At 42.6% G+C, this 24,755-nt stretch carries 26 protein-coding genes, 1 tRNA gene and 1 pseudogene; 15 read left to right on the top strand and 13 right to left on the bottom strand.

All coding sequences use genetic code 11. The features are described from left to right. Nucleotides 1-2: 2 nt before the first annotated feature. The 3 genes from HWQ38_RS20635 (at nucleotide 3) to HWQ38_RS20625 (ending at nucleotide 1,772) form a co-directional block, all read left to right on the top strand. Nucleotides 3-158, top strand: a complete 156-nt coding sequence (locus HWQ38_RS20635; protein ID WP_292797133.1) for a hypothetical protein — start codon at nucleotides 3-5, stop codon at nucleotides 156-158. Nucleotides 159-312: 154 nt separating this feature from the next. Then, nucleotides 313-1,221: a hypothetical protein gene (locus HWQ38_RS20630; RefSeq protein ID WP_292797131.1), complete on the top strand. Its 909-nt coding sequence runs from the start codon at nucleotides 313-315 to the stop codon at nucleotides 1,219-1,221. Nucleotides 1,222-1,409: 188 nt separating this feature from the next. After that, nucleotides 1,410-1,772: a hypothetical protein gene (locus tag HWQ38_RS20625; protein WP_292797129.1), complete on the top strand. Its 363-nt coding sequence runs from the start codon at nucleotides 1,410-1,412 to the stop codon at nucleotides 1,770-1,772. A gap of 107 nt (nucleotides 1,773-1,879) precedes the next feature. Here the strand turns inward: HWQ38_RS20625 and HWQ38_RS20620 are convergent, their stop codons facing one another. The 4 genes from HWQ38_RS20620 to HWQ38_RS20605 form a co-directional block, all read right to left on the bottom strand. After that, nucleotides 1,880-4,615 carry an HD family phosphohydrolase gene (locus HWQ38_RS20620; protein WP_292797201.1) on the bottom strand — a complete coding sequence of 912 codons (2,736 nt, stop codon included), beginning with the start codon at nucleotides 4,613-4,615 and terminating at the stop codon, nucleotides 1,880-1,882. A gap of 170 nt (nucleotides 4,616-4,785) precedes the next feature. Continuing rightward, nucleotides 4,786-5,730 carry an ADP-ribosylglycohydrolase family protein gene (locus HWQ38_RS20615; protein ID WP_292797127.1) on the bottom strand — a complete coding sequence of 315 codons (945 nt, stop codon included), beginning with the start codon at nucleotides 5,728-5,730 and terminating at the stop codon, nucleotides 4,786-4,788. A gap of 84 nt (nucleotides 5,731-5,814) precedes the next feature. Next, nucleotides 5,815-6,276 (bottom strand): type II 3-dehydroquinate dehydratase, encoded by a 462-nt coding sequence (gene aroQ / locus HWQ38_RS20610; protein WP_292797124.1) that lies wholly within the window; start codon nucleotides 6,274-6,276, stop codon nucleotides 5,815-5,817. A 7-nt stretch (nucleotides 6,277-6,283) separates the two neighbouring features. Beyond that, a complete protein-coding gene (locus HWQ38_RS20605; protein ID WP_292797121.1) occupies nucleotides 6,284-6,424 on the bottom strand; it encodes a hypothetical protein in 141 nt (46 codons plus the stop codon). Nucleotides 6,425-6,597: 173 nt separating this feature from the next. Between HWQ38_RS20605 and HWQ38_RS20600 the strand changes: the two genes are divergently transcribed. Then, nucleotides 6,598-6,816: a hypothetical protein gene (locus HWQ38_RS20600; protein ID WP_292797118.1), complete on the top strand. Its 219-nt coding sequence runs from the start codon at nucleotides 6,598-6,600 to the stop codon at nucleotides 6,814-6,816. Between the two features lie 216 nt (nucleotides 6,817-7,032). Here HWQ38_RS20600 and topA read toward each other — a convergent pair whose 3' ends face one another. Then, nucleotides 7,033-9,684, bottom strand: coding sequence for a type I DNA topoisomerase (gene topA, locus HWQ38_RS20595; protein ID WP_292797116.1), 2,652 nt, complete (start codon nucleotides 9,682-9,684; stop codon nucleotides 7,033-7,035). 98 nt (nucleotides 9,685-9,782) lie between these two features. Then, nucleotides 9,783-10,028, bottom strand: a complete 246-nt coding sequence (locus HWQ38_RS20590; protein WP_292797114.1) for a hypothetical protein — start codon at nucleotides 10,026-10,028, stop codon at nucleotides 9,783-9,785. Between HWQ38_RS20590 and HWQ38_RS20585 the strand changes: the two genes are divergently transcribed. From HWQ38_RS20585 to HWQ38_RS20570, 4 genes and pseudogenes are all read left to right on the top strand, one after another. Next, entirely contained in the window at nucleotides 10,021-10,194 is a 174-nt protein-coding gene (locus HWQ38_RS20585; RefSeq protein WP_292797111.1) for a hypothetical protein, read from the top strand. The genes HWQ38_RS20590 and HWQ38_RS20585 overlap by 8 nt on opposite strands. Before the next feature lie 9 nt (nucleotides 10,195-10,203). Then, nucleotides 10,204-10,497, top strand: a complete 294-nt coding sequence (locus HWQ38_RS20580; protein ID WP_366933333.1) for a hypothetical protein — start codon at nucleotides 10,204-10,206, stop codon at nucleotides 10,495-10,497. After that, nucleotides 10,484-10,977: pseudogene (locus tag HWQ38_RS20575) on the top strand (DUF6745 domain-containing protein). The gene HWQ38_RS20580 and the pseudogene HWQ38_RS20575 overlap by 14 nt, the downstream one beginning before the upstream one ends. A 353-nt stretch (nucleotides 10,978-11,330) precedes the next feature. Next, nucleotides 11,331-12,041: a PEP-CTERM sorting domain-containing protein gene (locus tag HWQ38_RS20570; protein WP_292797106.1), complete on the top strand. Its 711-nt coding sequence runs from the start codon at nucleotides 11,331-11,333 to the stop codon at nucleotides 12,039-12,041. A 153-nt stretch (nucleotides 12,042-12,194) separates the two neighbouring features. Here the strand turns inward: HWQ38_RS20570 and HWQ38_RS20565 are convergent, their stop codons facing one another. Further along, a complete protein-coding gene (locus HWQ38_RS20565) occupies nucleotides 12,195-13,820 on the bottom strand; it encodes an iron uptake porin (protein ID WP_292797104.1) in 1,626 nt (541 codons plus the stop codon). A 390-nt stretch (nucleotides 13,821-14,210) separates the two neighbouring features. Here HWQ38_RS20565 and HWQ38_RS20560 point away from each other — a divergent pair, with 390 nt between their 5' ends. From HWQ38_RS20560 to HWQ38_RS20545, 4 genes are all read left to right on the top strand, one after another. Further along, nucleotides 14,211-15,152 carry a metal ABC transporter substrate-binding protein gene (locus tag HWQ38_RS20560; RefSeq protein WP_292797199.1) on the top strand — a complete coding sequence of 314 codons (942 nt, stop codon included), beginning with the start codon at nucleotides 14,211-14,213 and terminating at the stop codon, nucleotides 15,150-15,152. 144 nt (nucleotides 15,153-15,296) lie between these two features. Then, nucleotides 15,297-16,067 (top strand): ABC transporter ATP-binding protein, encoded by a 771-nt coding sequence (locus tag HWQ38_RS20555; RefSeq protein ID WP_292797101.1) that lies wholly within the window; start codon nucleotides 15,297-15,299, stop codon nucleotides 16,065-16,067. An 11-nt stretch (nucleotides 16,068-16,078) separates the two neighbouring features. After that, nucleotides 16,079-16,948, top strand: coding sequence for a metal ABC transporter permease (locus tag HWQ38_RS20550; protein ID WP_292797196.1), 870 nt, complete (start codon nucleotides 16,079-16,081; stop codon nucleotides 16,946-16,948). 74 nt (nucleotides 16,949-17,022) lie between these two features. Continuing rightward, nucleotides 17,023-17,095 (top strand) — tRNA-Phe (locus HWQ38_RS20545). A 424-nt stretch (nucleotides 17,096-17,519) separates the two neighbouring features. Here the strand turns inward: HWQ38_RS20545 and HWQ38_RS20540 are convergent. The 3 genes from HWQ38_RS20540 to HWQ38_RS20530 form a co-directional block, all read right to left on the bottom strand. After that, entirely contained in the window at nucleotides 17,520-17,819 is a 300-nt protein-coding gene (locus HWQ38_RS20540) for a putative quinol monooxygenase (protein ID WP_292797099.1), read from the bottom strand. A gap of 148 nt (nucleotides 17,820-17,967) precedes the next feature. Further along, nucleotides 17,968-18,486 (bottom strand): 5-(carboxyamino)imidazole ribonucleotide mutase, encoded by a 519-nt coding sequence (gene purE / locus HWQ38_RS20535; RefSeq protein WP_292797097.1) that lies wholly within the window; start codon nucleotides 18,484-18,486, stop codon nucleotides 17,968-17,970. 6 nt (nucleotides 18,487-18,492) lie between these two features. After that, nucleotides 18,493-18,666 (bottom strand): hypothetical protein, encoded by a 174-nt coding sequence (locus HWQ38_RS20530; RefSeq protein ID WP_292797095.1) that lies wholly within the window; start codon nucleotides 18,664-18,666, stop codon nucleotides 18,493-18,495. A gap of 50 nt (nucleotides 18,667-18,716) precedes the next feature. Between HWQ38_RS20530 and nagA the strand changes: the two genes are divergently transcribed. Further along, nucleotides 18,717-19,886: an N-acetylglucosamine-6-phosphate deacetylase gene (gene nagA / locus HWQ38_RS20525; RefSeq protein ID WP_292797194.1), complete on the top strand. Its 1,170-nt coding sequence runs from the start codon at nucleotides 18,717-18,719 to the stop codon at nucleotides 19,884-19,886. Nucleotides 19,887-20,067: 181 nt separating this feature from the next. Here the strand turns inward: nagA and HWQ38_RS20520 are convergent, their stop codons facing one another. The 3 genes from HWQ38_RS20520 to HWQ38_RS20510 all read right to left on the bottom strand — a co-directional run bounded on the left by HWQ38_RS20520 (nucleotide 20,068) and on the right by HWQ38_RS20510 (nucleotide 23,159). Beyond that, complete coding sequence (locus HWQ38_RS20520; protein ID WP_292797092.1) at nucleotides 20,068-21,192, bottom strand: site-2 protease family protein; 1,125 nt, start codon at nucleotides 21,190-21,192, stop codon at nucleotides 20,068-20,070. Between the two features lie 82 nt (nucleotides 21,193-21,274). Continuing rightward, entirely contained in the window at nucleotides 21,275-21,442 is a 168-nt protein-coding gene (locus tag HWQ38_RS20515; protein ID WP_292797090.1) for a hypothetical protein, read from the bottom strand. Nucleotides 21,443-21,446: 4 nt separating this feature from the next. After that, nucleotides 21,447-23,159 carry a bifunctional diguanylate cyclase/phosphodiesterase gene (locus HWQ38_RS20510; protein WP_292797087.1) on the bottom strand — a complete coding sequence of 571 codons (1,713 nt, stop codon included), beginning with the start codon at nucleotides 23,157-23,159 and terminating at the stop codon, nucleotides 21,447-21,449. Nucleotides 23,160-23,851: 692 nt separating this feature from the next. On the opposite strand from HWQ38_RS20510, the gene HWQ38_RS20505 reads away from it, so the two are divergent. Together HWQ38_RS20505 and HWQ38_RS20500 are read left to right on the top strand one after the other, a co-directional pair. Next, the gene (locus HWQ38_RS20505; protein ID WP_292797085.1) at nucleotides 23,852-24,292 is read left to right on the top strand and encodes a Plug domain-containing protein; all 441 of its coding nucleotides are present in this window, start codon (nucleotides 23,852-23,854) and stop codon (nucleotides 24,290-24,292) included. Further along, nucleotides 24,198-24,665, top strand: coding sequence for a class I SAM-dependent methyltransferase (locus tag HWQ38_RS20500; RefSeq protein ID WP_292797083.1), 468 nt, complete (start codon nucleotides 24,198-24,200; stop codon nucleotides 24,663-24,665). Before HWQ38_RS20505 ends, HWQ38_RS20500 begins: the two co-directional genes overlap by 95 nt. Nucleotides 24,666-24,755 lie beyond the last annotated feature (90 nt).

Here is a 24,755-nt window from a genome sequence, read left to right as displayed (position 1 = left end):
GCTTGCGACTCTTTACTTCGATATTAAGCGATCGCATCTCAAGTTGGGGTGTGGAGTCAGCCAGGATTAAAGAAGCCTTGGGATTATCGGTAGTCGAAGCAGTGGATGCAATCGAGTGCGATAAAGGTATTTGTAACGATACTGCTTCCAAAGGTTAACTTTGTGTTAAATGACTGAAATTACAGATAAAAAGTAACTTATGTTACATACTTTATCTTAATAAATTGGTAATAGTATCTAAGCATAAATACTATTTACTCAATGATTTACAGCTGCTTTTTACACTATTTAGTGCTTGTATAGATGTTTTTTTTGAGGATAAAATCAAGAAATTCATTATTATTTATAGTAGTCGGCTCGTTTTGTATATCATTATTACTTGCATTAATTCATACTGCATTCACAATAAATATTATTATTAGTATATTCGGACTAACTTCATTTTTATCAGGTATATTTTTATATTTAAGAAATCAAAGGATAGTAAAAATCCAACCTAGATTAGCAGCGATAAAGCAGATAATACCAACAACGAATAAACAAAGAACAGTTAATACAAATGGTGGTGCTTATAATGAAAAAATTGGAAGAGATTATATTGGACGAGATTATGTAAATAAATATATTAATATTAAAAATGAAGAAGTAGAAATTAGTGCAGATATTTCAGAGACACTTGGTGATTTTAAAGATATATTGAATGAAATTATAGTTAAAAGCTCAGATCCGGGACAAGTAATATCTCAATTTTCTCAAGAATTAGCTGAAGAATTACGCAAACAGCCAGAAGTCAAAGCTAGTTTTAATGAGAAAGAAGATAGTAGTGAACAAGAATTAGCAAATAAGATTATTATAGATTTATTGACTAAAAGTTATGACCAACTTAGTCAAATTAATCAAATTACTCAAATAACTCGAACTGACCAAATTAATCAAAGCAGCCAAATTCAAAAATTAAATAATTCTAGTCCCTTGGAATACACATACTATATTCCTGACAATGACAGAGATGTAATACTATATAATGGATATACAATTTACTTAGCTAAAGACCATGTAAATATGTGGAATTTAGAAATTCAAAGAGAGGATGGTTCTCCTTTAGATTTAATTAAGCGAAGACGCTTCTCAAGTAAAGATAACGCTATTGGAACAGCAAAGAAAAAAATTGATAAAGACAGGATAACTAATTGGAAAAGTAATATAAATAATCCTGAGTAAATTAAGGTAATTATCCAAAAATTAACTATGTTAATCTGTAGTGAAACTTTTGTGACTTACACTTTTAGCGATAAGATTCATTTAGGCATTAAACTCATAAGAAATAATGAACATCGTATCGCATTGCGGAACAATTACCGTGATTTTAACTACAATATACGGAATGAAACGTTTTTGGAGATAAATCAATGGCAGGCGATCGCACTATCAATACTGGCGGTGGCAACTACAACGAACGCATCGACGGCAGCTATATCCAAGGCAATTTCTACGCTGCCGGACAACCGCAAAGCGTCGCTGATGCTGCCGCAGAAATACAACAACTGCTCGAACAGTTAGACAAGTTGTATCCAAGCAATACTACCACAGCCAAAACGGCAATCGCAGCAGAAGCACTAGCACGAATTGAAGGTGATAAGTCGTTGTCAAAGCGTGTCTTGAGTGCCATCAAAGCAGGTGGTGTCTCTGCTTTTGAGCAATTCCTGAATCATCCCGCCGCCAGTTTTGTAATTAGTGCGTTAGAAGATTGGCAAAAGACTAAGAGAGCCTAGAGAGTCTGTCCACTAATATATATATGTGGACAAAAACAAAAGTATGTAGATCAGGATAAAATGCCTATTTTGGGCTAAATCTTTAGGTTTTCTTTCTAGCGATCGCATTACGAATTACGCACAGCACTACTAGCCTTCAACTTCGGATAAGCAATGCGTTTGTGATGAAATTGCTGCCAAACATCCACAAATATCTGGGCAATTTGTGACATTTCTTCTCGTGTTAATCCTGAATCTACGAGTTGATTATCTTGCCATTTGGCACGCAGAATATTATTCAGCATTGCTAAAGCTTGTTCAGTCGAGACATCTTTAAGCGATCGCTTCTTTTCCAAAGGTTTAGCCGATGCTTCGAGCGATCGCAGCGCCGCTTCGCAAGAATCTGCTAACATCACAATTCCGGTTTCCCGTGATTGGGGAATTGGGCCATCGTAACGAAAGTCTGCGTCGTCTACTGTTAAACTTGGATCTGACTGAGCCATTTGCTGGGCTTGGTGATGAAAATAGGCAATCAGCATCGTTCCCTGATGCTCTGGAATAAAAGCTTGAATCGCCGTCGGTAAAAGGTGTTTACGCGCCATCACTACCCCTTCGGTTACGTGCCTTTTGATAATTTCTGCACTCTTCCAAGGGTCTTTAATCTCTGTATCATGTTTATTCGGCCCCCCCATTTGATTTTCAATAAAGCCAAGGGGGTCGTGCATTTTGCCAATATCGTGATATAATGTTCCAGCCCTGACTAATTCAACATTGCATCCCAGTTGTTTAGCAGCAGCTTCCGCAAGGGTAGCCACAAACAGCGTATGTTGAAAAGTTCCGGGTGTTTCAGTAGCGAGTCGTTTTAATAAGGGGCGGTTAGGGTTCGCCAGTTCTGCGAGGCGGATTGGAGTGACTAAATCAAAAACTTTTTCCAGATAAGGACTCAAGCCTAAGGCGACAACACTCCAGCCTAAACCGGATAAAGCAAATAACGCCGCTTCTCGGAGAACTATATACCAGTCCTGACCAAATGCTTGACCAATTAAGATTTTAACAACCAGGTAAATGCTGCCCTGAGTTAAAGCGATCGCAATACCCAATAATGCCAATTCTTCACGCGATCGCAATCTCTGTGCAATGTAACTACCTAATATTGCTCCGCCTGCACCAGCTAAAAGCGCCGCCTTGCTCATCTCCAAGCTAATTGCTAATATCGCTGACAGCAATCCCACAACTGTCAACCCCAAAGTCGGGCCGTAGAAGCTTCCCAACAATAAACCAAGGGCGCTCCAGGTGGTATAAGGCAATCCCATCGTGATCACTGCTGGCACACTCAGAGTCAGCAATAATACTAATAGGCGATCGCGTTGTCGCAATTCGTAATTGATATGTCGTTCTACCCAGACAAAAATCCCAATGGCGATCGCAATAAAGCTTCCTAACTTCACCAACTCTTGCCATTTTACCTGACGGCGAATCAGGTGATAATACTCCAGCACCTCAAAGTTCCACGCACTAATCTGCTCTCCTTTTTTGACAATCACGTCACCATACCGAACCTGCACCATTACGGGTGTCACTCCAGCAGCAGCCTTTTGAGCGTTTTGTCTCGTTTGTTCTTCATCTTTTTGCAGATTCGGCTTGAGTACAGTTAACAACAGGTTTTTTGCCAAAGTTTCAGAAGATTCTGGTACAAAGGTTTGTAATTGTAAACTCACCGCATCTTGTAAGATATTTTTTGGTAGTCCCTGTGGGATGCCTTGGGTGAGAATCCGTTCTGAAGTCTGATGGATTCCCATTTTTGTTTTTTCCCACTCCTCATCTAACAAATCCAAAAGCAGAGATTCCTCGTATACTGCTTTTGAGCTAACAGTCTCTAACTGTAAAAGTTTGGCAGTGGCTTGCGTATATCTTGGGCGTACTTGAGAAATTTGGGCAATTAGTGAGGATAAGTTTTTCTCAGAAGTTGTGACACGGTAAGATTCTAGTTCTGCTACTGCTTGAATAAAGTCACTGTTTTGAGAAAAATCAACTGGCTGTGGCTTTACCTGCGAACTCTGGGAATCAGATTTTTGTGGTGTTGTGCGTGGCTGATTGGGTGCAGCTATAGATGATGAACCGGATGAAGCGGCGGTTTGTTCTGTTCCTTTCTTCTGCTGATTTTTAGTATTTTCTATAGCTACTAGCAGTGCTTGCCATTCCGAGTCAACACAAGAGCGAAGGTAACGCTGGCTAGAGATGGACAAAACTACAGGATCAAAAAAAGGAAAAGCTCCAGCAACGGCACGAATTTTGTTACCATCATCCAGAACTTGTTGCAAATTTTTGTTGATTTGTTCGTTCGTTGCCGCATCAATCATCAACATTTGTAAAGAGCTATTACTGACAGCTTGGCGCTCGGCTGCGGTTTTTTTCTGATCTTCGATGCTAGCTGTGTAAGGCGCTGTAATTGTCTGGGGCGCGGGATGTCCTACTTGGAGTTGAGTCTGGTTGTATAATTTATACCCAATAACGCCTGTTAGAGACACGATAGCGATCGCCAAAATTACGGAGTAACGCTGTTTATGTGCCCAATCTAAACCGACTACATAAATACTACTCTTAGTTTTGATCGATTTTGCTTTTGATTTAAGCGCTCTTTCTTGTTTTCGGCGATGCCGACGGCAGGCATCGCCAGAGCTTTTGTCATTGGTTTTTGATAAAAACAGAAGTACATTCTTGAACATAGTCCTTAGAAGTTCGCTTCTATGGCTTTTGCATTTGGGACTTCTGATTAACTTTCCCTTACGGCGTAGTGCTTTGTACTGTCGCCGCCAGTGAGTCAATTGCTGGGTAAAGAACTGCAAAAATTGCTGCATTTTTATTATCTCTGCCTGCAATTGCCGACTTTGATAGCTTCAAAAAAGACAATTATCAGGGAAGTTTGATCTGCGGAGGCTAATTAATAATTCGTAATTCGTAATACTTCTCTACGAGAGGCTGCGCCAACGGCTGCGCTCAGTACAAGTTCGTAATTAAGAATTGATAACTATTGTTAACGCGATCGAATAACGCGAGCAGCTGCGTAAACACAAAGCAAGTCCACCTCACATCCTTCTTCTGTTAACTCCCTTGGATTTAAGGTAATATCATACACTCCTGACCACACCGCCACAAATGCATCGATTAATTTTAACATTTGGGAAAAGCTAGTTAATCCCCACGCTGGAGAATTCTTCTGCAAGTGCAAGACTTGCCAATTTATGGGAATTCCACCTATACCATTATATGCGCCTGATAAAGCACCAGTAATTACACCTGTAGCCTGGGAGCATAGAGGCGTAGCATCTTGCACTTGAGAATTTCCATTGTGAGTCGCTCGCAAAACTGCCAGGCGAAAGTCTTCCAAAGTACTCAAAAAGCAGTAAAATGCCATAGGAATAATCTTACTGAGTTTTTCTTCCCTAGCAAACTCAGCTTCCGCCCTTGACAATCCCGCCCCTTGCTCTAATAGACTCTGGACTATTAATAAATTTTTGGGGATTGATGTCGGTGTTTCTCCGATAAAAGAAATTATTTGCGGGATGATGGTTAGGGAGTCAAGTTTTTCAGTTAAGGCTTGAGCGAGCGCATATCCTACCGCGAGTGTTCCATCCCGTACTACTGGGTCATCCTCCCAGATTTTGAGTACATCCAGCAAGTTTTGTCGGAGCTTAATTGGATTTTCATGAAAAAAAAGTGCTACTGGTAGTGTGGCAATAATTATTTTTATCGATATGTCATCAGTTGCTGCTAAATGAAGAGATTCTTGTTGCTGACGCCCTATCCAATCATCTAAATCTAATCTACCCAAGGCAATCAAACTCTGGGTACCCAGAACCGCCATTCTACCCAAATTTAGGTAACTCGGAAACTGTATTTCACCACCAGAAGCTAAACTTTCCCCCAGGAATGCTCCGAGTAAAGTACCTTTAAACCGACTTATAGGAGAGTAACGCATAGAATTTCGGATTTTGGATTTTGGATTTTGGATTGAAGAATTTAACCCAAAATCTAAACTCTAAAATCAATTCGTTTTTCATGCTTATATGCTTCTTAAATGATTCACTAACGCTTGTAAGCCCAACAAGTAACTTTGTCCGCCAAAACCACTTATTTGCCCAATCGCTACTGGGGCGATGTAAGAATGATGGCGAAAATCTTCCCGGCGGTAAATATTACTCAGATGCACTTCTACTGTGGGCAAATTAACAGCAGCGATCGCATCCCGCAATGCCACACTTGTATGGGTATATGCCCCCGCATTAATCAAAATTCCCTGATATTGTCCTAATGCGCCATGAATATTATCTACCAAAACTCCTTCATGATTTGACTGTACAGAAAAAACTTTCGCCTGTAACTTGAATCCTTCTTCTTCTAACAGGCGGTTAATTTCAGCTAATGTCAACGAACCATAAATTCCTGGTTCTCGCTGTCCTAGCAAATTTAAGTTTGGCCCATGCAGTGCGAGAATGCTTAAGGGTTGCAACGTCGAGTTCAGCACTTTCGGGCTAGTGGCGACGGCGCGAGCGATCGTTCACAGGAATCGGAATCAGTTCCGGTTCCCGTTCACCCTCTGGTCCTAACAGGCTCTCAATTAGCCTACGAGCTAATTCCTTAAGCTTTTCCAGCACCTTTTCTATATAGTCCATGAACTGACCGCTCCTGAGATACTACCTCAATTTTTGATTAACAGGTACGCAGAAAATGGCATATTTTCGCACCTGTAGCTTCTAACCGGGCCCAAACACAATCCTGTATTTCGGACATAACCCACCTCTAAAACTTGGCGTTGTGTTCACCCTTACTTTTTAGAGTATCACACTTGCAACCTACCCAACTTCATCCTATCAAGGATGGAGATCAAGGGTCAAGAGTCGGACTTTGGACTCTTGAGTGCCAATTTCAGATTGAAGAAAAGCCGATAGCCCCAACGGAGAGCGAGTCAGACGCTTTTACGTCGCTAACTCCTTTCTACCAGACGCTACGCGATCGCTATCGAGCGTCTTTTAGATTTTTTGATTTTCCGTTCATGCCCGACTAACGTCAAGCTAAGTCAAACAAATCCAAAATCGTTCCACTGAGCATCTCGACTTACTTCGACTGCGCTCAACACAAGTCGCTCGATGGAACCGTAGCCGTACTCCTTCTCTACGAGACGCTCCGCGAACAAAGAAGCAAGCTACGCGTAGCGTTCCGTAGGAAAGTCCTAAATCGTTCGACTGAGCGTAGCCGAAGTCCAAAATTGTTTGACTTGCAATTAACCTTCTGCCGCCTTTTTTTTCGCCGCAGTCGTTGATGACTTAGCAGTTGACTTAGATTTGGAACTCGTTGATTTACTCGTTTTGCTAGTCGATTTCCCAGTCGATGCTTTACTTGCCAACAAGTTCAGCGCCGCAGCCAGCGTTATATCTTCTACCGATTCCCCTTCTGGGATACTCACATTAGTTTTGACATGCTTAATGTAAGGGCCATAGGGTCCATCGTAGATGTTGATTGTTTCCCCGTCCTCTGGATGTGGACCCAATTCGCGTAAGGCTGCCTTAGACTTGCTGTTGGTGGAACTGCGTCCCTTTTTTGGTTCGGATAACAATTCTAATGCACGTTCTAGACTAATTGTCAATACATTATCAGCAACTTTTAGGGAACGGTAGTCTTTCCCCTCCTTACCCTGGTCATGAACCACATAAGGGCCAAAGCGCCCCAAACTTGCTTGAATTTTGCCGCCAGTGACTGGATGAACTCCCAATGTCCGGGGTAGTGCCAACAGACCAACAGCCATTTCCAGAGTCACGGTTTCCGGGGTGACGCCTTTGAGTAGGGAGGCTTGTTTCGGTTTGGGGTTTTCGTCGGTTTTGTCGCCCAATTGGACATAGGGACCATAAGCACCAATTTTCACATAAATCGGTTCGCCAGTTTCGGGATGCCGACCGACCTGATCTGGACCTGTGGTTTTTTGTCGCAGCAACACTTCTACCTGTTTGGGGTCGAGGTCAGCTGGTGTCAGGTCTTTGGGAATTGAGGCGGTAATAACCCCCTCACCATTTTCGACTTCAATATAAGGGCCATATTTACCAATGCGGACTTTGGCCTCTAGATTCTCCAGTATTACAGTTCTAGCTTTGGTGGCATCAATTTGACTTTCCTGTTCTCTAACTAGGGTTTCCAGTCCTTTCTCTCCCAGATAGAATTTCCGCAAATAGGGTAGCCATTTCACTTCACCTGTAGCAATGTCATCAAGGGTTTGCTCCATCTTCGAGGTAAAACTGGGATCAACAATATCTGGAAAATGTTTTTCCAGCAAGTCGGTGACGGCGAAAGCGGTGAAGGTGGGAATCAGAGCATTAGTCACCAATTGGGCATAACCCTTGTCGATGATCGTGCCAATGATGCTGGCGTAGGTACTGGGACGACCAATACCTTCACTTTCTAAGGTTTTCACCAAAGTTGCTTCGGTATACCTAGCTGGCGGTTGAGTTTCGTGCCCAACTGCGTCCAGTTCTGTACAATTCGGATGATCTCCCACTTTCAGATTCGGCAAAATTACTTCCTGGTCTTCTAGTGCTGCTTCCGGGTCGTCTGAGCCTTCAACGTAGGCACGTAAGTATCCGGGAAATTCAATCCGTTTGCCAGAAGAACGAAATCCCGCGTCCTCGACTTGCAATTGCACGCTAATTTGAGTTTGGCGGGAATCAGCCATTTGACAGGCGACAGTCCGCTTCCAAATCAAATCGTAAACCGCAAGTTCCCGACCGCCCAAAGCCGTTTCTTGGGGGGTGCGAAAGCTGCTACCTGCTGGACGAATTGCTTCGTGCGCCTCTTGTGCGCCTTTGGATTTGGTAGTGTATTGCCGAAGTTGGGGACTGAGGTATTGTTTACCGTAGAGCTTTTCTACACAACTACGAGCAGCTGCGATCGCCTGATCTGACAAATGCACCGAATCTGTCCGCATATAGGTAATATACCCCTGCTCGTACAAATTTTGAGCAACCCGCATCGTGTCACGGGCTGAGAGGCGCAGTTTCCGGTTAGATTCTTGTTGCAACGTCGAGGTGGTGAAAGGTGGCGAGGGTTTGCGCGTCACCGGGCGTTCCTCGATCTCGCTAACACTCCAAGTTTTTCCAGTCAGGCGTTCCTTGAGCGCTACCGCTTGGTCTTCGTTGAGCAATAAGACATTGCGACCGACGGTAATTTGTCCAGTTGCTGCGTCAAAATCGCTGCCGTTAGCTATTTTCGCTCCTGCCAATGTTACCAACTGGGCACCAAAGGGGGTTTTTTCCTTTGACAAACTGGCTTTCAAATCCCAGTACGTACCCTCATGGAAAGCACGGCGTTGGCGTTCCCTAGTCACTAAAAGTCGCACAGCTACAGATTGCACTCGCCCAGCAGATAATCCCCAGGCGATTTTTTTCCATAGCAGAGGAGACAGGGTATAACCTACGAGTCGATCTAAAATCCGCCGCGTTTCTTGGGCGCGAACCAACTGCTCATCGATATTGCGACAGTTGCTCAACGCTTTTTTGATCGCGTCTTGGGTAATTTCGTGAAACACCATCCGCTTAGTCGGAACTTTTGGCTTCAGCAATTGGTATAAATGCCAACTAATGCTTTCACCTTCCCGGTCTTCGTCCGTTGCCAGAATCAGTTCATCTACATCTTTGAGGGCTTCTTTGAGCTGAGTGACAATTTTCTTTTTGTCTTTCGGGACAACATATACCGGTTCAAAGTCGGCGTCCACATTTACCCCTAGCTGCGCCCATGTTTCCCCCTTGACGGCAGCAGGAATTTCACTAGCCGACTGAGGTAGGTCACGCACATGACCCATAGATGCCTCCACCCGATAGCCTGATGGCAAGTAGTTGCGAATGGTACGAGCTTTGGTTGGAGATTCGACGATGACGAGAGTTGACATGGAAATTTCAAAAAAAAGAATAGCTACTAAGCTAAACAGTCAAATTGAGGTAATTTTTGCAAATTGTCAAGATAAAAGGTCACGCTTAGGGCGGTGATTTAATCCTCACATAAACTGCCCGTTAGGGCGAAAATCCGCTTAACTTCGGGTGCAGTCCTTCCTAAAGGATAGGGTAGGGGAACGCTGGGTGTGAATATTCCAGCTATTTCAATCTTTAACTTATCTAACGCATAATTGGCGAGTAAAGTTTTCAAAATATCCTTTAATTGGGGAATGGTGAGTGGGCTTGCCGTGAGCGTAGCCGAATGGGAATCGGGAGTGGGGAAGAAATAACCAATGCCCAATACTTCTCTACGAGAGGCTGCGCCAACGGCAACGCTACTTCGACGCCGCTCAGTACAAGTCAGTACAAGTGCCCAATGCCCAATACCCGACTCTCATAGAGCTTGTGCCAAAATTAAACCAAACTTAAGAGTAAAAGCGAAGTGGGGTTTCTACCTATCCGCTTGAGACAAAATGATGCAAGCAATTCGTCAAGGTGATGTTATCTTACTACCTGTGCAGCAGGTTGAAGGACAAAAAATACCTCATTTAACTTTGGCAGAAGGCGAAGTTACGGGCCATAAACATCGTATTACTGAGGGCAAGGGGGAATTATACGAACAAGATAGCACACTCTATTTACGTGTGTTTTCCGAGTCGGCATTGCTAGCTCATCAGCAGCATAAAGCTATTTCTATTCCCCAAGGTAACTCGATGCTGAAAATTCAGCGAGAATACGAGCCTGAAGGTTGGCGCTATGTCGGTGATTGAAAAGTTAACGCCTGAGCAAGAAGCTTTAATTCCAGTTTATCGGGAAAAGTGGAGAGCGATCGCGCTTTCAACTGAGCGAATTGATCGTGAAAAAGCCTCTGAAGCGGTCAAAGCTACTTATGTTTTGATTGGTATGGAAGAACCTGAGATAGTTTTTTATGATAGCCCAAATGCTGCTTTGATAACTACTTTAAGCAAATTATCACAAGAACTTAGTAGCGATTGGGATAGTGGTTCTGATCAGAGGAAAATGCCGAACTACGGCGAGTACTAATTGAGGGTATCGGTTACGCCAGAATTTCCGAGGAATTACAAGCTATTGAATTAGATAATTGGCAAGAATATACACTATTAAAAATTGATAACAATGTGGATATCGAGCCAATTTATTTATTAAAAATGACTTGCCCCAGTACAAGCTTTATTCACGCCTTGCGAGTTCCACCAAATATGAACTCAGCGCGTGAAGCAATTCGCTGAGTAAATTGGGATGTTGATCCAGAAGAATTTGCTGTGCAAACCTGAGTTTTGAGTTGGACAACAAACTAAAAAAATAGTAAGTATAAACACAAACGATCGACCCTACCATACATCAGTAAAATTAGCTGTACAAAATAAAGCTTAAAAATTCAATAAAACTTCATTATTTCAGTATATATACTAAAAATTTTTTAGATTAATTATCTTCATATGCTTTATTTTAAATAGCTTTTTGCCATCTTCAGATTTATTGGCTCAATAAATTGTTTTGGTAAAAATGATTGCCTATAACTACACAGATACCAGGATGATATGCCAAAGTATGGGTATCAAATGTTTAAGGAAATAAATCAATGTCTACTCTCCAAAAACTATCATTAGCTTTAGTTGGAACAGCAGTTCTTTTGATGAGTGCTAACCCAGCTGGCGCTGTTAGCCTGACTAAAGGAGGCTCCATACCTGTTGCAGGAGAAGGTCAATACACTAATATTGAAGGAGCTACAACGATCAACTTCAATTCCGGGGCAGCAACCGATCCAAACGGATTTGTTACTTACTCTGCAACCAATGGAATTGTCCAAGGAAGTGTAGATAGTCAATATGCTACCCCCTTCGGTGATACCAGCAAATATCTAACAGTTGCGCCACAAGGTGCCCAAGCTAACGGTAAGGATATTGCAGGAAACACTGGTAATGAAACTATTACCTTTGCTAAGGCTATTAATTACTTTGGCCTTTACTGGGGGTCAATAGACGCATATAACTTTGTGGATGTCTATAGTGGAGGTAATTTACTAAAAACATTTAGTGGCGCAGATGTTCCAGGCGCTCCAGCGAATGGTGCACAGAGTGGTAGTGCAAATAATGTCTATGTTAATTTGTTAGCAGACACAGGAGAGACTTTTGATAAAGTAGTTTTGAGATCAACTGGTCTTGCATTTGAAACTGATAACCATAGCTACAGACTAGCTAGTGTCCCTGAACCTACTGCAACATTAGGCTTGCTAGCGTTCGGTATTATGAGTGCTGGTTCATTTGTGAAACGGAAATCAAAGTTAGGTTAAAATCATCTATTTAGACCGACTGGCAAACTAACAATCTCGTTCTCCTTTTAAGATATAAAACCCAGCATTTTTTGCTGGGTTTTTATTTTGAAATCATCCAAAAAGGTGAAGACACAAAGAATAAATTTGCGTCTTTAGGTAAGATTGGGAAAATTAGAAAGTGAATGTCGTTCTCACTGTACCAATTACGATATCGTCGTTTTGATTGTTATGATCTGGCGCTGTTAGCCAGATAACTCCTGGGGTAATGCTGATATTGTCACTCAGTTGATATTGATAGAAACCTTCAATGTGATATGAAGTGTCTGGATCTTTGTTAATACCTGCATTGCTGAGAGAACTGCTCACACTAGTAACTTTAGGTTCCATACCCACGATAATGCCTGCAATGTTACCTTTTTTACCAAGATCCGGGAAAGCCAATGTGACGGCATAGTTCCAGATTTCAGCATCACCAGGAGTCACTGAAAGGACGCGAGCTTTCGTCAAGCCAGCCCAACCGCCAATCACGAATTTTGAGCTAGGTTGAAAGGATGCTTCTATACCGTAGGAGTTACTAGAAGCATTCTGCAATATGTTGTCATTAGCGTTATTGCTACCACCACTACCATTGGCAAAAAAAGTATTTTTGTAGGCGTTAATGTAGGTCAAACCAAAGGTAATTTGGTTGCTAGGCTTAACAGTTAACTGCGCCATTGCACCATAAGCACCGTTGAATAGTCCAGAGCCTAGCTGAGGGTTAGCAGCATCATTCGCTAAATACCCCAAGCTTAGTTCCAGGTTATCACTGAACTCGTGTTTTATTCCTATACCAGTACCATTGACTAGATAATAAATTGGGTTGCGAGTCCCAAAATGGGAAACGGCACCAGTACCACCGTCCCCATCTAGGTATGGGTTGACTGTGTTGGTGAAATCATCAATTGCACCTGCATTTGCTTCCAGGGTGACGCCTGTTTTCTTACCAAGAGGGAACTGATATAACAGCGCATCTATCACAACTGCATTATTGTTGTTACCACCAGCAAATCGGAGATCACCTTCTGGTGTAAAGGTAGCAGTCTGAGAAAAGGGATCTAGGTTTGTTGCCTGAAGTCGCGTTCTGAGTAAATCTTGACCTGTGAAACTGGTGTCGAGGTTCAGACGCACCCGATCTGCAAGGACGGTATTTTGGTTGACTTTTTGACCATTAACTGTATTTCCACTAATGACACTGGCGATCGCCATTACCACTTCCCCATTCAGCTTGGTTGTGGTCGAAAACTGATGTGCTTCCAATTCAGCAGTGTGTGTTTCTACTGAGTCTACACGACCTCGGAGTGTCGCCAGTTCGGCTGAAAAGTCTTCTCGCAGCTTTTGCAATGTGGCTAAATCTTCTTTTTTAACTAAATCGCCAGTGGCTGTAGCAATTAGTTCGTTAACGCGGTTAAGACAAGCATTCAAACCAGCAGCAAACTCATATCGCGTTAATGCCCGATTACCCCGATAAGTGCTATTTGGGTATCCTGCAATACAGCCATAGCGCTCAACTAAGGACTGCAATGCTTGGAATGCCCAGTCGGTGGGTTGTACGTCGGAAAATTGAGACACGGAGGTAACTTGCGCCATTGTCTGATTTGGCACTATGTTCGTAGCTTTTGTGTCTGGATTAGCTAAAACTTGCGGTTGATTGATTTCAGACGTGCTGGATGTTTCACCTGCAAATGCAGCAGTATTCACAAATAGCATTACACCGCAGACTGCTGGACTAAATAGCAGATATTTACAGAATTTTTGCATTTTTTTCCTCACACCGAATCTCCAATTCACACCCAAACCACGTTTTTTTAAACGTGTGCTTTCTAAGAATATTTGTCAGTAATTTTATCAGAAGTTAGGAAACTTTTTCACAAAAAAAGTCAATAAATCCTAATTATTCAGGGAAAACTAAATTTCAGAGAGCTGTACCGTCTGAAAAAGTTTTGTTGTTACTCATTACACAGCAAACCCAGAATGATATTATATGTCTAGAATGAGAATGAGAATTATTATAGTGTAAAATGCCGAATAGAAATTGTGACAGAGGTAGACTTGCATCCGTTTTGAGGAGAAAACACCGTGATTGTGAATTGCAGAGGACTTAGAACAAGCAGACAAGGAAGCGGCATCTTGCCCATAGTTGCTTTGCTAATGTTGTCAATGGCTACTGGCTGTAGTCAATCGAATCGGAATCAGGGAAAAACTTCCGAACAGTCGCCGCAAGCACAGGAAGCTGCATCTACCCCACGGTTGCAGCCGGGAAAAACTAAAGTAGTGACGACATTTTTACCGATATATTTGTTTACTAAGGCAGTGGCTGGAAATGTGGCAGATGTAGAAATTCTAGTGCGACCTGGTACGGAAGTACATGAATACCAAGCGACACCAGAAAATGTCAAAGCGATCGCCACTGCGAATGTGTTAGTCAAAAATGGGTTAGGTTTGGAGGTATTTCTGGAAAATACTGTCAAAAATGCCCAAAATTCCAAATTAACTGAAATTGATGCTAGTAAAGGCATTAAACCCTTAAATGAAATTTCACCTGTTGTGAAAACGACGCAAGAGGAAAAAGACCACGAACATACTCAAGGTAATCCGCACGTTTGGTTAGATCCAGTTTTGGCGAAACAACAGGTAACTAATATTCGGAATGGATTAATTGCTGCTGACCCCGCGAATAAAGCTACTTATCAGGTCAATGCTGCGGCTTATATTAAAGAATTAGAAAGTTTAAACAGTGAATTTCACCAGACTTTGCAGAAAACTCCTAGTTGTACCTTTATTACTTTTCATGATGCCTTTCCATATTTAGCTAAACGCTATAACCTCAAGCAAGTTGCTGTGGTGCAAATTCCCGAAGATCAACTTTCACCAACGGATGTGCAAAATGCAGTCAATGCCGTGAAAAAGTACAAAGTTAAAGCTTTATTTAGTGAACCAGGAGTAGATAATAAACTGCTGGTCAGCCTCTCCAAAGACTTGAAATTAACTTTGCGTCCTCTGGATTCTCTGGAAACTGGCGAAACAGATCCGCAACATTATTTTCAGGCGATGAAAGCTAATTTACAAACTCTGCAAACAGCGTGTAAATAGGTTTGTCAGTTGTCCTTTGTCCTTTGCAAATGACCAATGACAAATACTTCTCGACGAGAGGCTGCGCCAACGGCTTCTCTACGAGACGCTACACGAACGCTCAGTACAAGTGCCCAATGACTAATCACCAATAACCAATGACCAATGACTAATAATATTTTGAAAGTAGAAGGATTAACTGTCTATCAAGGCAGCTATCTAGCTGTTCGAGATGTTTCCTTTGAATTGTTGCCAGGAACAGATACAGCCATCGTCGGCCCCAATGGCGCTGGTAAAAGTACTCTGGTAAAAGCGGTTTTAGATTTGATACCTCGAAGTGCTGGTACGATTGAAATATTGGGTCGTCCAATTGCAAGGCTGGGGTGTTTACGTCACCTGTTAGGCTATATGCCGCAAAACTTTATTTTTGACCGCAGCTTTCCCATTTCTGTTAGGGAATTAGTGGGACTGGGATGGACTAATGAAAGGAAAAGAAAGGATTCATTTTTCTTCGGGTTGTGGAGACAAGACCGAGAAAAATCGGCAGCAGTAACAGAAGCTTTACGGCGAACCGATGCTTATCATTTACAGCATCAAACTATTGGTACTCTTAGCGGTGGTCAACTCAAGCGAGTTTTATTGGCTTATTGTTTAGTAATGCCTCGGAAACTGTTGGTACTAGATGAAGCCTTTGCTGGTGTTGATGTGCAAGGGACAGCAGATTTTTATGCTTTGCTAAATGAATTGAAGCGGGAAGAGGGTTGGACGGTATTGCAAGTTTCTCATGATATTGATATGGTAAATCGCCATTGCGATCGCGTGCTTTGCCTGAATCAAAGCATTGTTTGTACTGGGAAGCCGGAAATTGCCCTTTCACCGCAAAACCTGTTAGCAACCTATGGCCCAGGTTTCAGCCGCTACCAGCACCAACATTAATGCCCATAAGTATGAATTTATTCAATGATTGTCAGATAGTTTGGCTTGCGATCGCCAGTAGTAATGATTTGCTACAGTTGTTAGAATTCCCCTTTATGCAGCGTGCGATCGTAGGTGCTGTGTTAATGGGAATACTTGGCGGTATGTTGGGCAGTTTTGTCACCTTGCGCCAGTTATCCTTTTTCAGCCATGCGGTTGGTCATGCAGCATTAGTAGGTGTGGCGTTAGGTGTGCTGCTACAAATAAATCCTACTTGGATGCTGTTACCTTTTACCTTGGTTTTTGGGGTTATTGTCCTCTACTTTATTGACAAAACCGACTTAGCTAGCGATAGCGTACTTAGCATAGTGCTATCTGGGGCATTAGCGATCGGTGTGATTCTCACTAGCCTGATTAAAGGATATCGTGGCAACTTGATGGCGGTGCTGTTCGGGGATATTCTAGCGATCGATACTACAGATTTGATTTTGACGCTGTTAGTACTTGTGGGAGGTAGCATATTTTTACTATCAACCCTGCGGCAGCAAATTTTATTGACCCTTAACCCCGATGTAGCGCAAGTTCAAGGCGTTCCCGTCCAATTGTACCGCTATGTGTTTGTGGTCTTGCTTTCACTCGCCGTTGCTGTGGCAATTAAAGCTGTCGGCGTTTTACTGGTGAACGCCTTTTTGGTTATTCCCGCCTCCACCGCCAAACTGATGAGTCACCACTTTAGCCGCTTTCTAGTCATGTCGGTGATTGTTGGTTCCATCAGCAGCATTGCTGGCATCATTGTGTCAGGTATTTTCAACTTTGCTTCTGGCCCAAGTATTGTTCTTGTGCAGTTTCTGATATTTGTAGCCGTTTTCATCTGGTTCAAGTTGAGGTTGAAGGTCGCATAAATATTTTTCTCCAAGGTCTTGCTATATTCTTTGAAGTTTGCTACATTTAGTAATCGTGGCTCACAAAAGCCCCAGCCGGGATAGCTCAGTTGGTAGAGCAGAGGACTGAAAATCCTCGTGTCACCGGTTCAAGTCCGGTTCCTGGCATACTTTAAATAGCTGAAAAGCCTTGATATATCAAGGATTCAAGAAAACCACCCCTACTAACGGGAGCAAAACTAGTGGTGGTTTTTAGATTTTTTAACTTGACTTTGACTATGAATTGACTATGACGATAGTAGAGCAGAGGATTTCCATACTCAATGGAGAATATGGTAATGAAGGTAGAACTTAACAATTCAAAATTCAAAATTCAAAACATTTTCAGATGGGGATTTTAACCCTTTGATTTAGGATAAAGTATCTAAAGGTTCAGTCGGTGTCGAATCATTTCAAGAAAGACTCAGACTATATTTAGCACGTCAGCTTTACAATGGGAAGCAAAAATATCTAACTCTGGAAATGGCAAATAATCCAGAGAATCGTCAGTTAGTAGAAGCTAAGGCAAAGCAAATTGAATCAGATTATGACACTATGCCAAAAGATGGTATCGGCCGACATCTGGTGCAGCAGTCACTAAACCTTCGAGTTTGGCTGCCAACGCTTGGATATGCGGTGAGTCTAGATGAGTATTCAAGGCTTCATCAGAAGTCCACTCCTCTACAAAAGTAAAGTCTGTTGGATCGTACTGGTTTTGCAAAAGTTCATACTCGATCGCACCTGCTTCCTGACGGGTTGGCTCAATCAGTTCCAACAGTACAGCTTTTAGTTCTTCTACTTTGTTAGACAAAGCAATAAAACGGGCAACTACGCGAATCGTTTGGTTAGTCATTTGTTATGGGGCATTGGGTATTGGGCACTTGTACTGACTTGTACTGAGCGATGTCGAAGTAGCGTTGTCGTTGGCGCAGCCTCTCGTAGAGAAGTATTGGGCATTGGGGAAAGACTTGCTGCTCCCCTACTCTGGTGTTTAAATAAATTTAAAACATTTGCTGTAAATATTGCTCATAGCCTAATTGTTCTAGTTTTGCTTGCTTTGCAATTACTGATTCAGATAGAGTTTGGCGATATTGTTGCACTTTTTCTAGTAATTCTGGTTGCTGAGTTGCGAGGATTTGTACTGCTAAAAGCCCAGCATTTTTGGCATTACCGATCGCCACTGTTGCCACCGGAATACCCACAGGCATTTGTAAAATAGAATACAATGAATCAACACCTTGTAAGTTACGAGTAGGTACAGGAACACCGATCACAGGAAGTGGAGTTAAAGACGCTACCATTCCAGGCAGATGGGCAGCACCACCCGCACCAGCAATAATCACCTTAATACCACGTTGGTGTGCAAATTGAGCATATTGCACCATACGTTCTGGGGTACGATGAGCAGAAACGATCGCTACTTCGCTCTCAACCCCAAATTCTTCACAAACTGCGATCGCATCTTTCATGGTGGGCAAATCAGAATCGCTGCCCATAATAATACCAACTAGGGGAGTCATAATAATTCAAAATTCCAAATGACGCTCTCTACGAGACGCTGCGCGTAGCTTGTCCTCCGCAGGAGTACGCGGACTCGCTAACGCTACGCTAACAAAATTCAAAATTGTTTGAGCTAGATATGAAAGCTGTGTAATGCCGATCATCATCTCATCTATTGGCGTTGCTTTATATTGATTCATTGATATTGGTTGCATATAAAATCAGATTTAGCTATCTTCTCGCCAGTGTGATGACCCAAGCAATACAAAATCCTGTAGCCATTATCAATGCTAGAGTACCAGGGTACAAAGATTTGCAGATGCTCTTGATTAATCAACAGGGCATAATTGAGCAAATCTTGCCAATGGGTACAGTAGGGGCGCACAATCGCTCATCCGTAATAGATGTAGCAGGTGACTGGATTTCTCTAGGTGGCGTTGATTTGCAAATTAACGGGGCATTGGGTTTGGCATTTCCTGATTTGACGGCTGAAAATGCTCATATACTCCAGAAAATAAGGCAATTTTTGTGGGATGTCGGGGTAGATGGATTTTTACCGACACTTGTGACAACTTCAGTCGAAAATATTCAGCGATCGCTTGCGATTATTGCTGATATTATCCCCACTCAACAAGCCGGTGCCAAGATTCTCGGAGTACATCTAGAAGGCCCATTTTTGAATTTCCAAAAGCGCGGCGCACACCCAGCAGAGTATCTGTTACCCTTAACAATTGACGAGGTAAAGCGGGTTTTGGGTAATTATGCTCATGTTGTGAAAGTCATCACCTTAGCACCAGAGTTAGATTTCACTGGTGAAGTAATTCCATATTTGCGTTCTCTGGGGATTATTGTCAGTTTAGGGCATTCTCAAGCAACAGCTGCCCAAGCGCAACGTGCCTTTGAACTCGGTGCAACGATGGTAACTCATGCTTTCAACGCCATGCCAGCATTACATCACCGCGAACCAGGATTATTAGGGACAGCAATTACTCATCCTGATGTAATGTGTGGTTTTATTGCTGATGGTAAACACGTTTCGCCCAGAATGCTGCAAATTTTACTTCGGGCTAGCTATCAAGAAAAAGGGCTGTTTCTTGTCAGCGATGCCCTTGCACCTTTGGGGCTACCCGATGGCGTGTATCCTTGGGATAGTCGGCAAATTGAAGTTAAAAACGGTACGGCACAATTGGCGGATGGCACCTTGTCGGGGACGACTTTACCGTTGTTGGTGGGAGTGCAGAATTTAGTAAAATGGGGAATTTGTGAGGTAGAAAGTGCGATCGCTTTAGCTACTAATGCACCTAGACAAGCGATTGGTTTACCAGGAATTGCCAACAGCCAACCCGCTAATTTATTACGCTGGCATTGGGATGAGACTACAAAAGAATTAACTTGGCAACGATTATTGACTGTAGCCTGAAATGTCGATTTGAGATATGAATGACTTCCCTTGTCTACGGTGTACACACAATTCATCTAATTACCCAAAACAAAAACCTCACCCTGTCCGTCAGGACAGGGTGAGATTTCTTTAGGCTATTGGATAAACCGTAAATTGCGTCAACAAAGACTTGTATTGGCAGTTGGTTCTCCTAATTGAACTATGCAGGGTTAGGTTGGGTTCGGCTTTGAAGTAGCTGGATAATTGCAGCTTTTTCTAAGATTCCAACTAGGACGCCATTCTCACGAATTACGGGGAGGACAGACAGCTTTTGTTGTTCGAGTAACTGCATGACTTCCAGCAGAGGTTGATCGGATTGGACTGTGGTAGATTCGGTAAGTGGTCGCATAACTTCTTTGATTGGAGTTTCTGACCACAGTGCTGTCGGGATGGTTCGTAAATTATCAACTGCGATCGCACCTACTAATTGTCCATGATCATCAGTCACTAAGAACCGATGCCAGTTTTGCCCACTTATGACTCGCTCATCGGCAAACTCTCTCAAGCTAAGATTAGCAGATACAATCGGGCTATCGTGAGTTACACCATCTTCGGCTGTCAAACCTGTGAGCTTTTCTTGCACTCTGGCAAATTGAGCTGCATTACCAGCATTTTGTAACAAGAAGAAACCTACTAACAAGTTCCAGAAGTTACCGAAGCTGCCAAATAATAGTAGGGGAACTATACCAGAAAGAATTGCTACCCAACCAAAGATTTGCCCAACTCGACTCGCAAAGGTGACACCTTTATAAGGATTACCTGTAATTTTCCAAACTATGGCTTTCAGTATATTTCCGCCATCTAAGGGCAAGCCAGGAATCAGGTTAAACAGCGCTAATGCCAAGTTAACAGAAGCTAGAACACCAAGAATTGCAGCTAACGGCCCTGATGCGGCAGTAGTAACACCAATAGCTGTAAAGATACCGCAGAGTAGTAAACTAACTATTGGCCCGGCGATCGCTACCCAGAAAGCTTCACCTGGGGTTTTCGACTCTTTTTCTAAGCTAGCCAAACCGCCAAATATAAACAGTGTGATCGATTTGACATCAATACCCTGACGAATCGCAACAAAGCTGTGGCCTAATTCATGGGCGACGACAGAGGCAAATAACATCAGTGCTGTCATCAGCCCTAGTAGCAAAGCTAATCCCGCAGACAATTGGGGAAATTGCGCCGCCAGTCCACTGCTATAGCTCCAAGTTACTAAGCCCAGAACTAAAAACCACGACGGATGGATATAGAAGGGAATTCCGAAGAGATTACCAACGCCAATTGTGCCATTCATGTCGTTCACCTTTGATTTCAGCTTCGAGAGGTTTGCTTTCGTCCTTCTCGATGTCTTTAGTGTAACGAAATGTTAAGAGGTTTTAATCTTGATAACGGTAGTGGTGTCCGTCCGTCAAGGTGCGGTTATTGGCTGCTGCGGTGAGTAATACCATCTCACACAAACCCTGATACATATAGATTTTTCGTAGAGAACATTGCTGTGCCCCTACCAACGTATCTGCCTTTTTCCGGTCAATAGTATTAGGCATCCACCTATGCTGCAATTATCTCCAGATGCTGAAAACTCTTCTCCAACATTGGGGCAATTATATCAGCAGGTACAGGACGACTGAAGTAGAAACCCTGACCTTCGTCACATCCACGCATTTGCAGATACTCAAGCTGTTCTTGGGTTTCCACACCCTCTGCCGTGATTTTTAATCGGAGGCTTTTTGCGAGGGCAATGATCGCATCGGTGATAGCGGCGCTATCAGGATTTGACATCACATCCTGGATAAATGACCGATCAATCTTGAGCATGTTTACAGGAAAGCGCTTCAAGTAATTAAGGGAGGAATAACCGGTGCCGAAGTCGTCTAGAGCCAACCATATACCCAGTTCTCGTAATTGTTTTAAGGTTTTAACTGATCGCTCAATATCACCCATCAAGAAGCTTTCTGTCACTTCAAGTTCCAGGTAAGATGCTTTGAGTCCAGTTTCCTCAAGGATTTGGCTGACGATCTCAACCAGATTCGGTTGTTCAAACTGTCGAGCTGACAGATTTACAGATATCCGAATTGGGGTAAATCCAGCAAGCTGCCAAGCACGGTTTTGGGCACAAGCAGTTCGCAAGACCCATTGATCAATTGGTACGATTAAACCATTGGCTTCGGCAATGGGAATAAACTTTGCTGGAGAAATCAAACCTAAAGTAGGATGCTGCCAGCGAACCAACGCTTCCATCGCTGTAAGTTGTCCACTGTGTAAATCAATCAGAGGTTGATAATAAACCAGCATTTCGTTGCGCTCAAGCGCCCCATGTAATTGATTTTCTAAACTTAGTCGCTCCTGCAACTGAGCATTAATTTCGGGCAAATAGTATTGGTATTGGTTACGCCCTTGCTGCTTCGCCTGGTGCAGTGCCATGTGAGCCTGTTGCAAGAGTTGAGCTACGCTATTACGATCATCTAGTCCATTAATTGTGATGCCGATGCTGACGGTGATATGAATCGAGTTACCCTCTAAAGAAAAAGGTTTTCTCAGCTTACTTAACAGCAGCTGAGATAGCTGAATCACACTTTCAAAAGAAACAATGTCTATGCGGGCAAGGACAAATTCATCTTTACTCAAATGGGCAAGAATATCTGTTTGCGCTATGCAGGTTGATAACCTCTGGGCAACTGCTCTTAACAACAAATCTGTTGTCTGATGCTCTAACCCATGACTTATAGCAGTGAAATCATCAATAGCCAGCAAAAAGACAGCTACAAGACGCTGGTTGTTTTCAGGTTGAGATAGAGTTTCATGGAGGCGATCGCGGAATAAATCACGATTGGGCAATCCAGTTAGATCATCATAATTAGTAATGTAGTGAATTAACTGATCTAATTTGTGAAGCGTTTGTGAGGTATCCGCCATTAATGTACCCGCTTCATCAGCAAATTCTGTGGGCAATTCAGGTAGGATTTTGGTGTTCAGATAATTTTGTAATGCAGCAGATGTCAAAATAACCGGTTTGAGCAGGTGGTTTAGCGCGTAGAGGGTGGCGGCCGTACCCGCTAACGTCGCCAACAGAGCAATGCTCATAACTCGGATCGTCATCTCCAAGGAATAGGAGTTTGAGATCACGAAACTCAAGAGTAAGGTCAGAAGTGGTACATGAGTGCCCAAAAATGCCACCAACATGATTTTAGCGGTGTAACTTTTCTTGAGCCATCTGAAATTAGCGAGGAATGAGTACAGGTAGAGATTGTGATTGAGCTTCATAAATTCTGTTCGATAGTTGGCAAATTAGTTCCGAGCTATCCTGACAAAAGAGTATTTTTGATTCATAATCCAGTGGAATTAGCTCTCATGGAACCCAACCCTGATCAGGTTATATATTATGCTTCCCAATATCGTTTTATACTCGATATCTCTAAGGATAAAGTTTCTGTAAAGCTTATTCCACAAGCAATTTCCGAACTAAAATTTAAATATATTTATTGTTACATTCTTTGTGTGTGTAGAAGAGGATATACACGTTTAATCACTTAGAATATGCTAAAAAAGTACGGATAAATCCGGGTAAGTTTCAGTGTTTATCTGTAGTTCGATTTCACAAATTTTGAAACCCAGAGAGTGATTAAAGCCTTATGTAAATAAGGTTTCTAAGGGACTTCCAACAAATAAATTCTCCATCTTGTGGCGTGGGCATCCTGCCCACCCTGAATATAGGACGGGTGAGGACACCCATCCCACAAGAAAATTTCGGATGCTTTTTTATTTGGAAGTCCCTAATAGGACTTACGCAAAACTAAACGCGGTAGGGGCAATACCCTGCGGTCAGCTAAAGCTACATGTATTGCCCCTACCTAAAAATCATTCTTTTCAGTTATTGTTTAGTTTTGTCTAAAATCAGTCAGCCACTGCCTTAGACGGATCGCGTTTTCGCAGGATAGCAACTGGCGTCTGATCTAGTGATTCCCCAACAGGTGATTAAAGATCAGCAAGTCACTCGCTTGGATGAAGCACTTCGGAATGTAAGTGGTGTCACATTCGCGGGAAATAATGACAATCGAGGTATTAGATTTAGTTTGCGAGGGTTTGGAGCACAGGCATATTCAGGTAGTGTTCCGGTGTTGCGAGATGGCTTCAGGGTATACGGAAGTCAGGGGTTTCCAGAACTTTCCAATTTGGAGCGTGTTGAAGTTCTCAAAGACCCTGCTTCTATTCTCTACGGTGAGATTGACCTTAATAATAGTGACGAGAGCGGCAAGACTAACTTTGGTGGCTCGGATACGATTAATATTTTTAATCCTGTTTATGGTTCTGAACCGTGGCATATCATTTGGAATTTCCACTATTTATCTCGCTACTGCTGTCAGGGACAATGGCGGCGGTATTGTTGTCGGCACTGAAATTGTGCATGACAAAGTTGTGCAAGCCAGAAAAAACATTACAGAAGCAGGGTTGGAAACTTATGTTGATATTCGTGAAGGGGATGCGCTAGAGACACTAAAAACCTTCAATCAAACAGTTGATTTGGTCTTGATTGACGGCTGGACACACTTAGCTTTAGATGTACTCAAAATAATCAATCCGCTAATTAGAATTGGCGGAATTGTTGTCTCTGATAATGTCAATACCTTTAAAGACGGGCTGAAATCCTATGTGGAGTTTTTACAAAACCCAGCTAACGGTTATCGAACATCTACTTTGAATTTCAAAGGAGGAACAGAATTTTCAGTCAAGGTAGCGTTTATTTGGTTGCGATTGCGAACTATTCTATAGTTTGGATAAAGCAGAACAGTGGTTTAAAACTCGTAGCCAAAGCAGATAATAGGGATTGGGAATTGGGACAGGGCAAACGTACCTAATTTC

The sequence above is a fragment of the Nostoc sp. NMS7 genome, assembly GCF_017115085.1.
Taxonomy (GTDB): domain Bacteria; phylum Cyanobacteriota; class Cyanobacteriia; order Cyanobacteriales; family Nostocaceae; genus Nostoc.
This window is presented reverse-complemented; position numbering and strand designations above follow the sequence as displayed.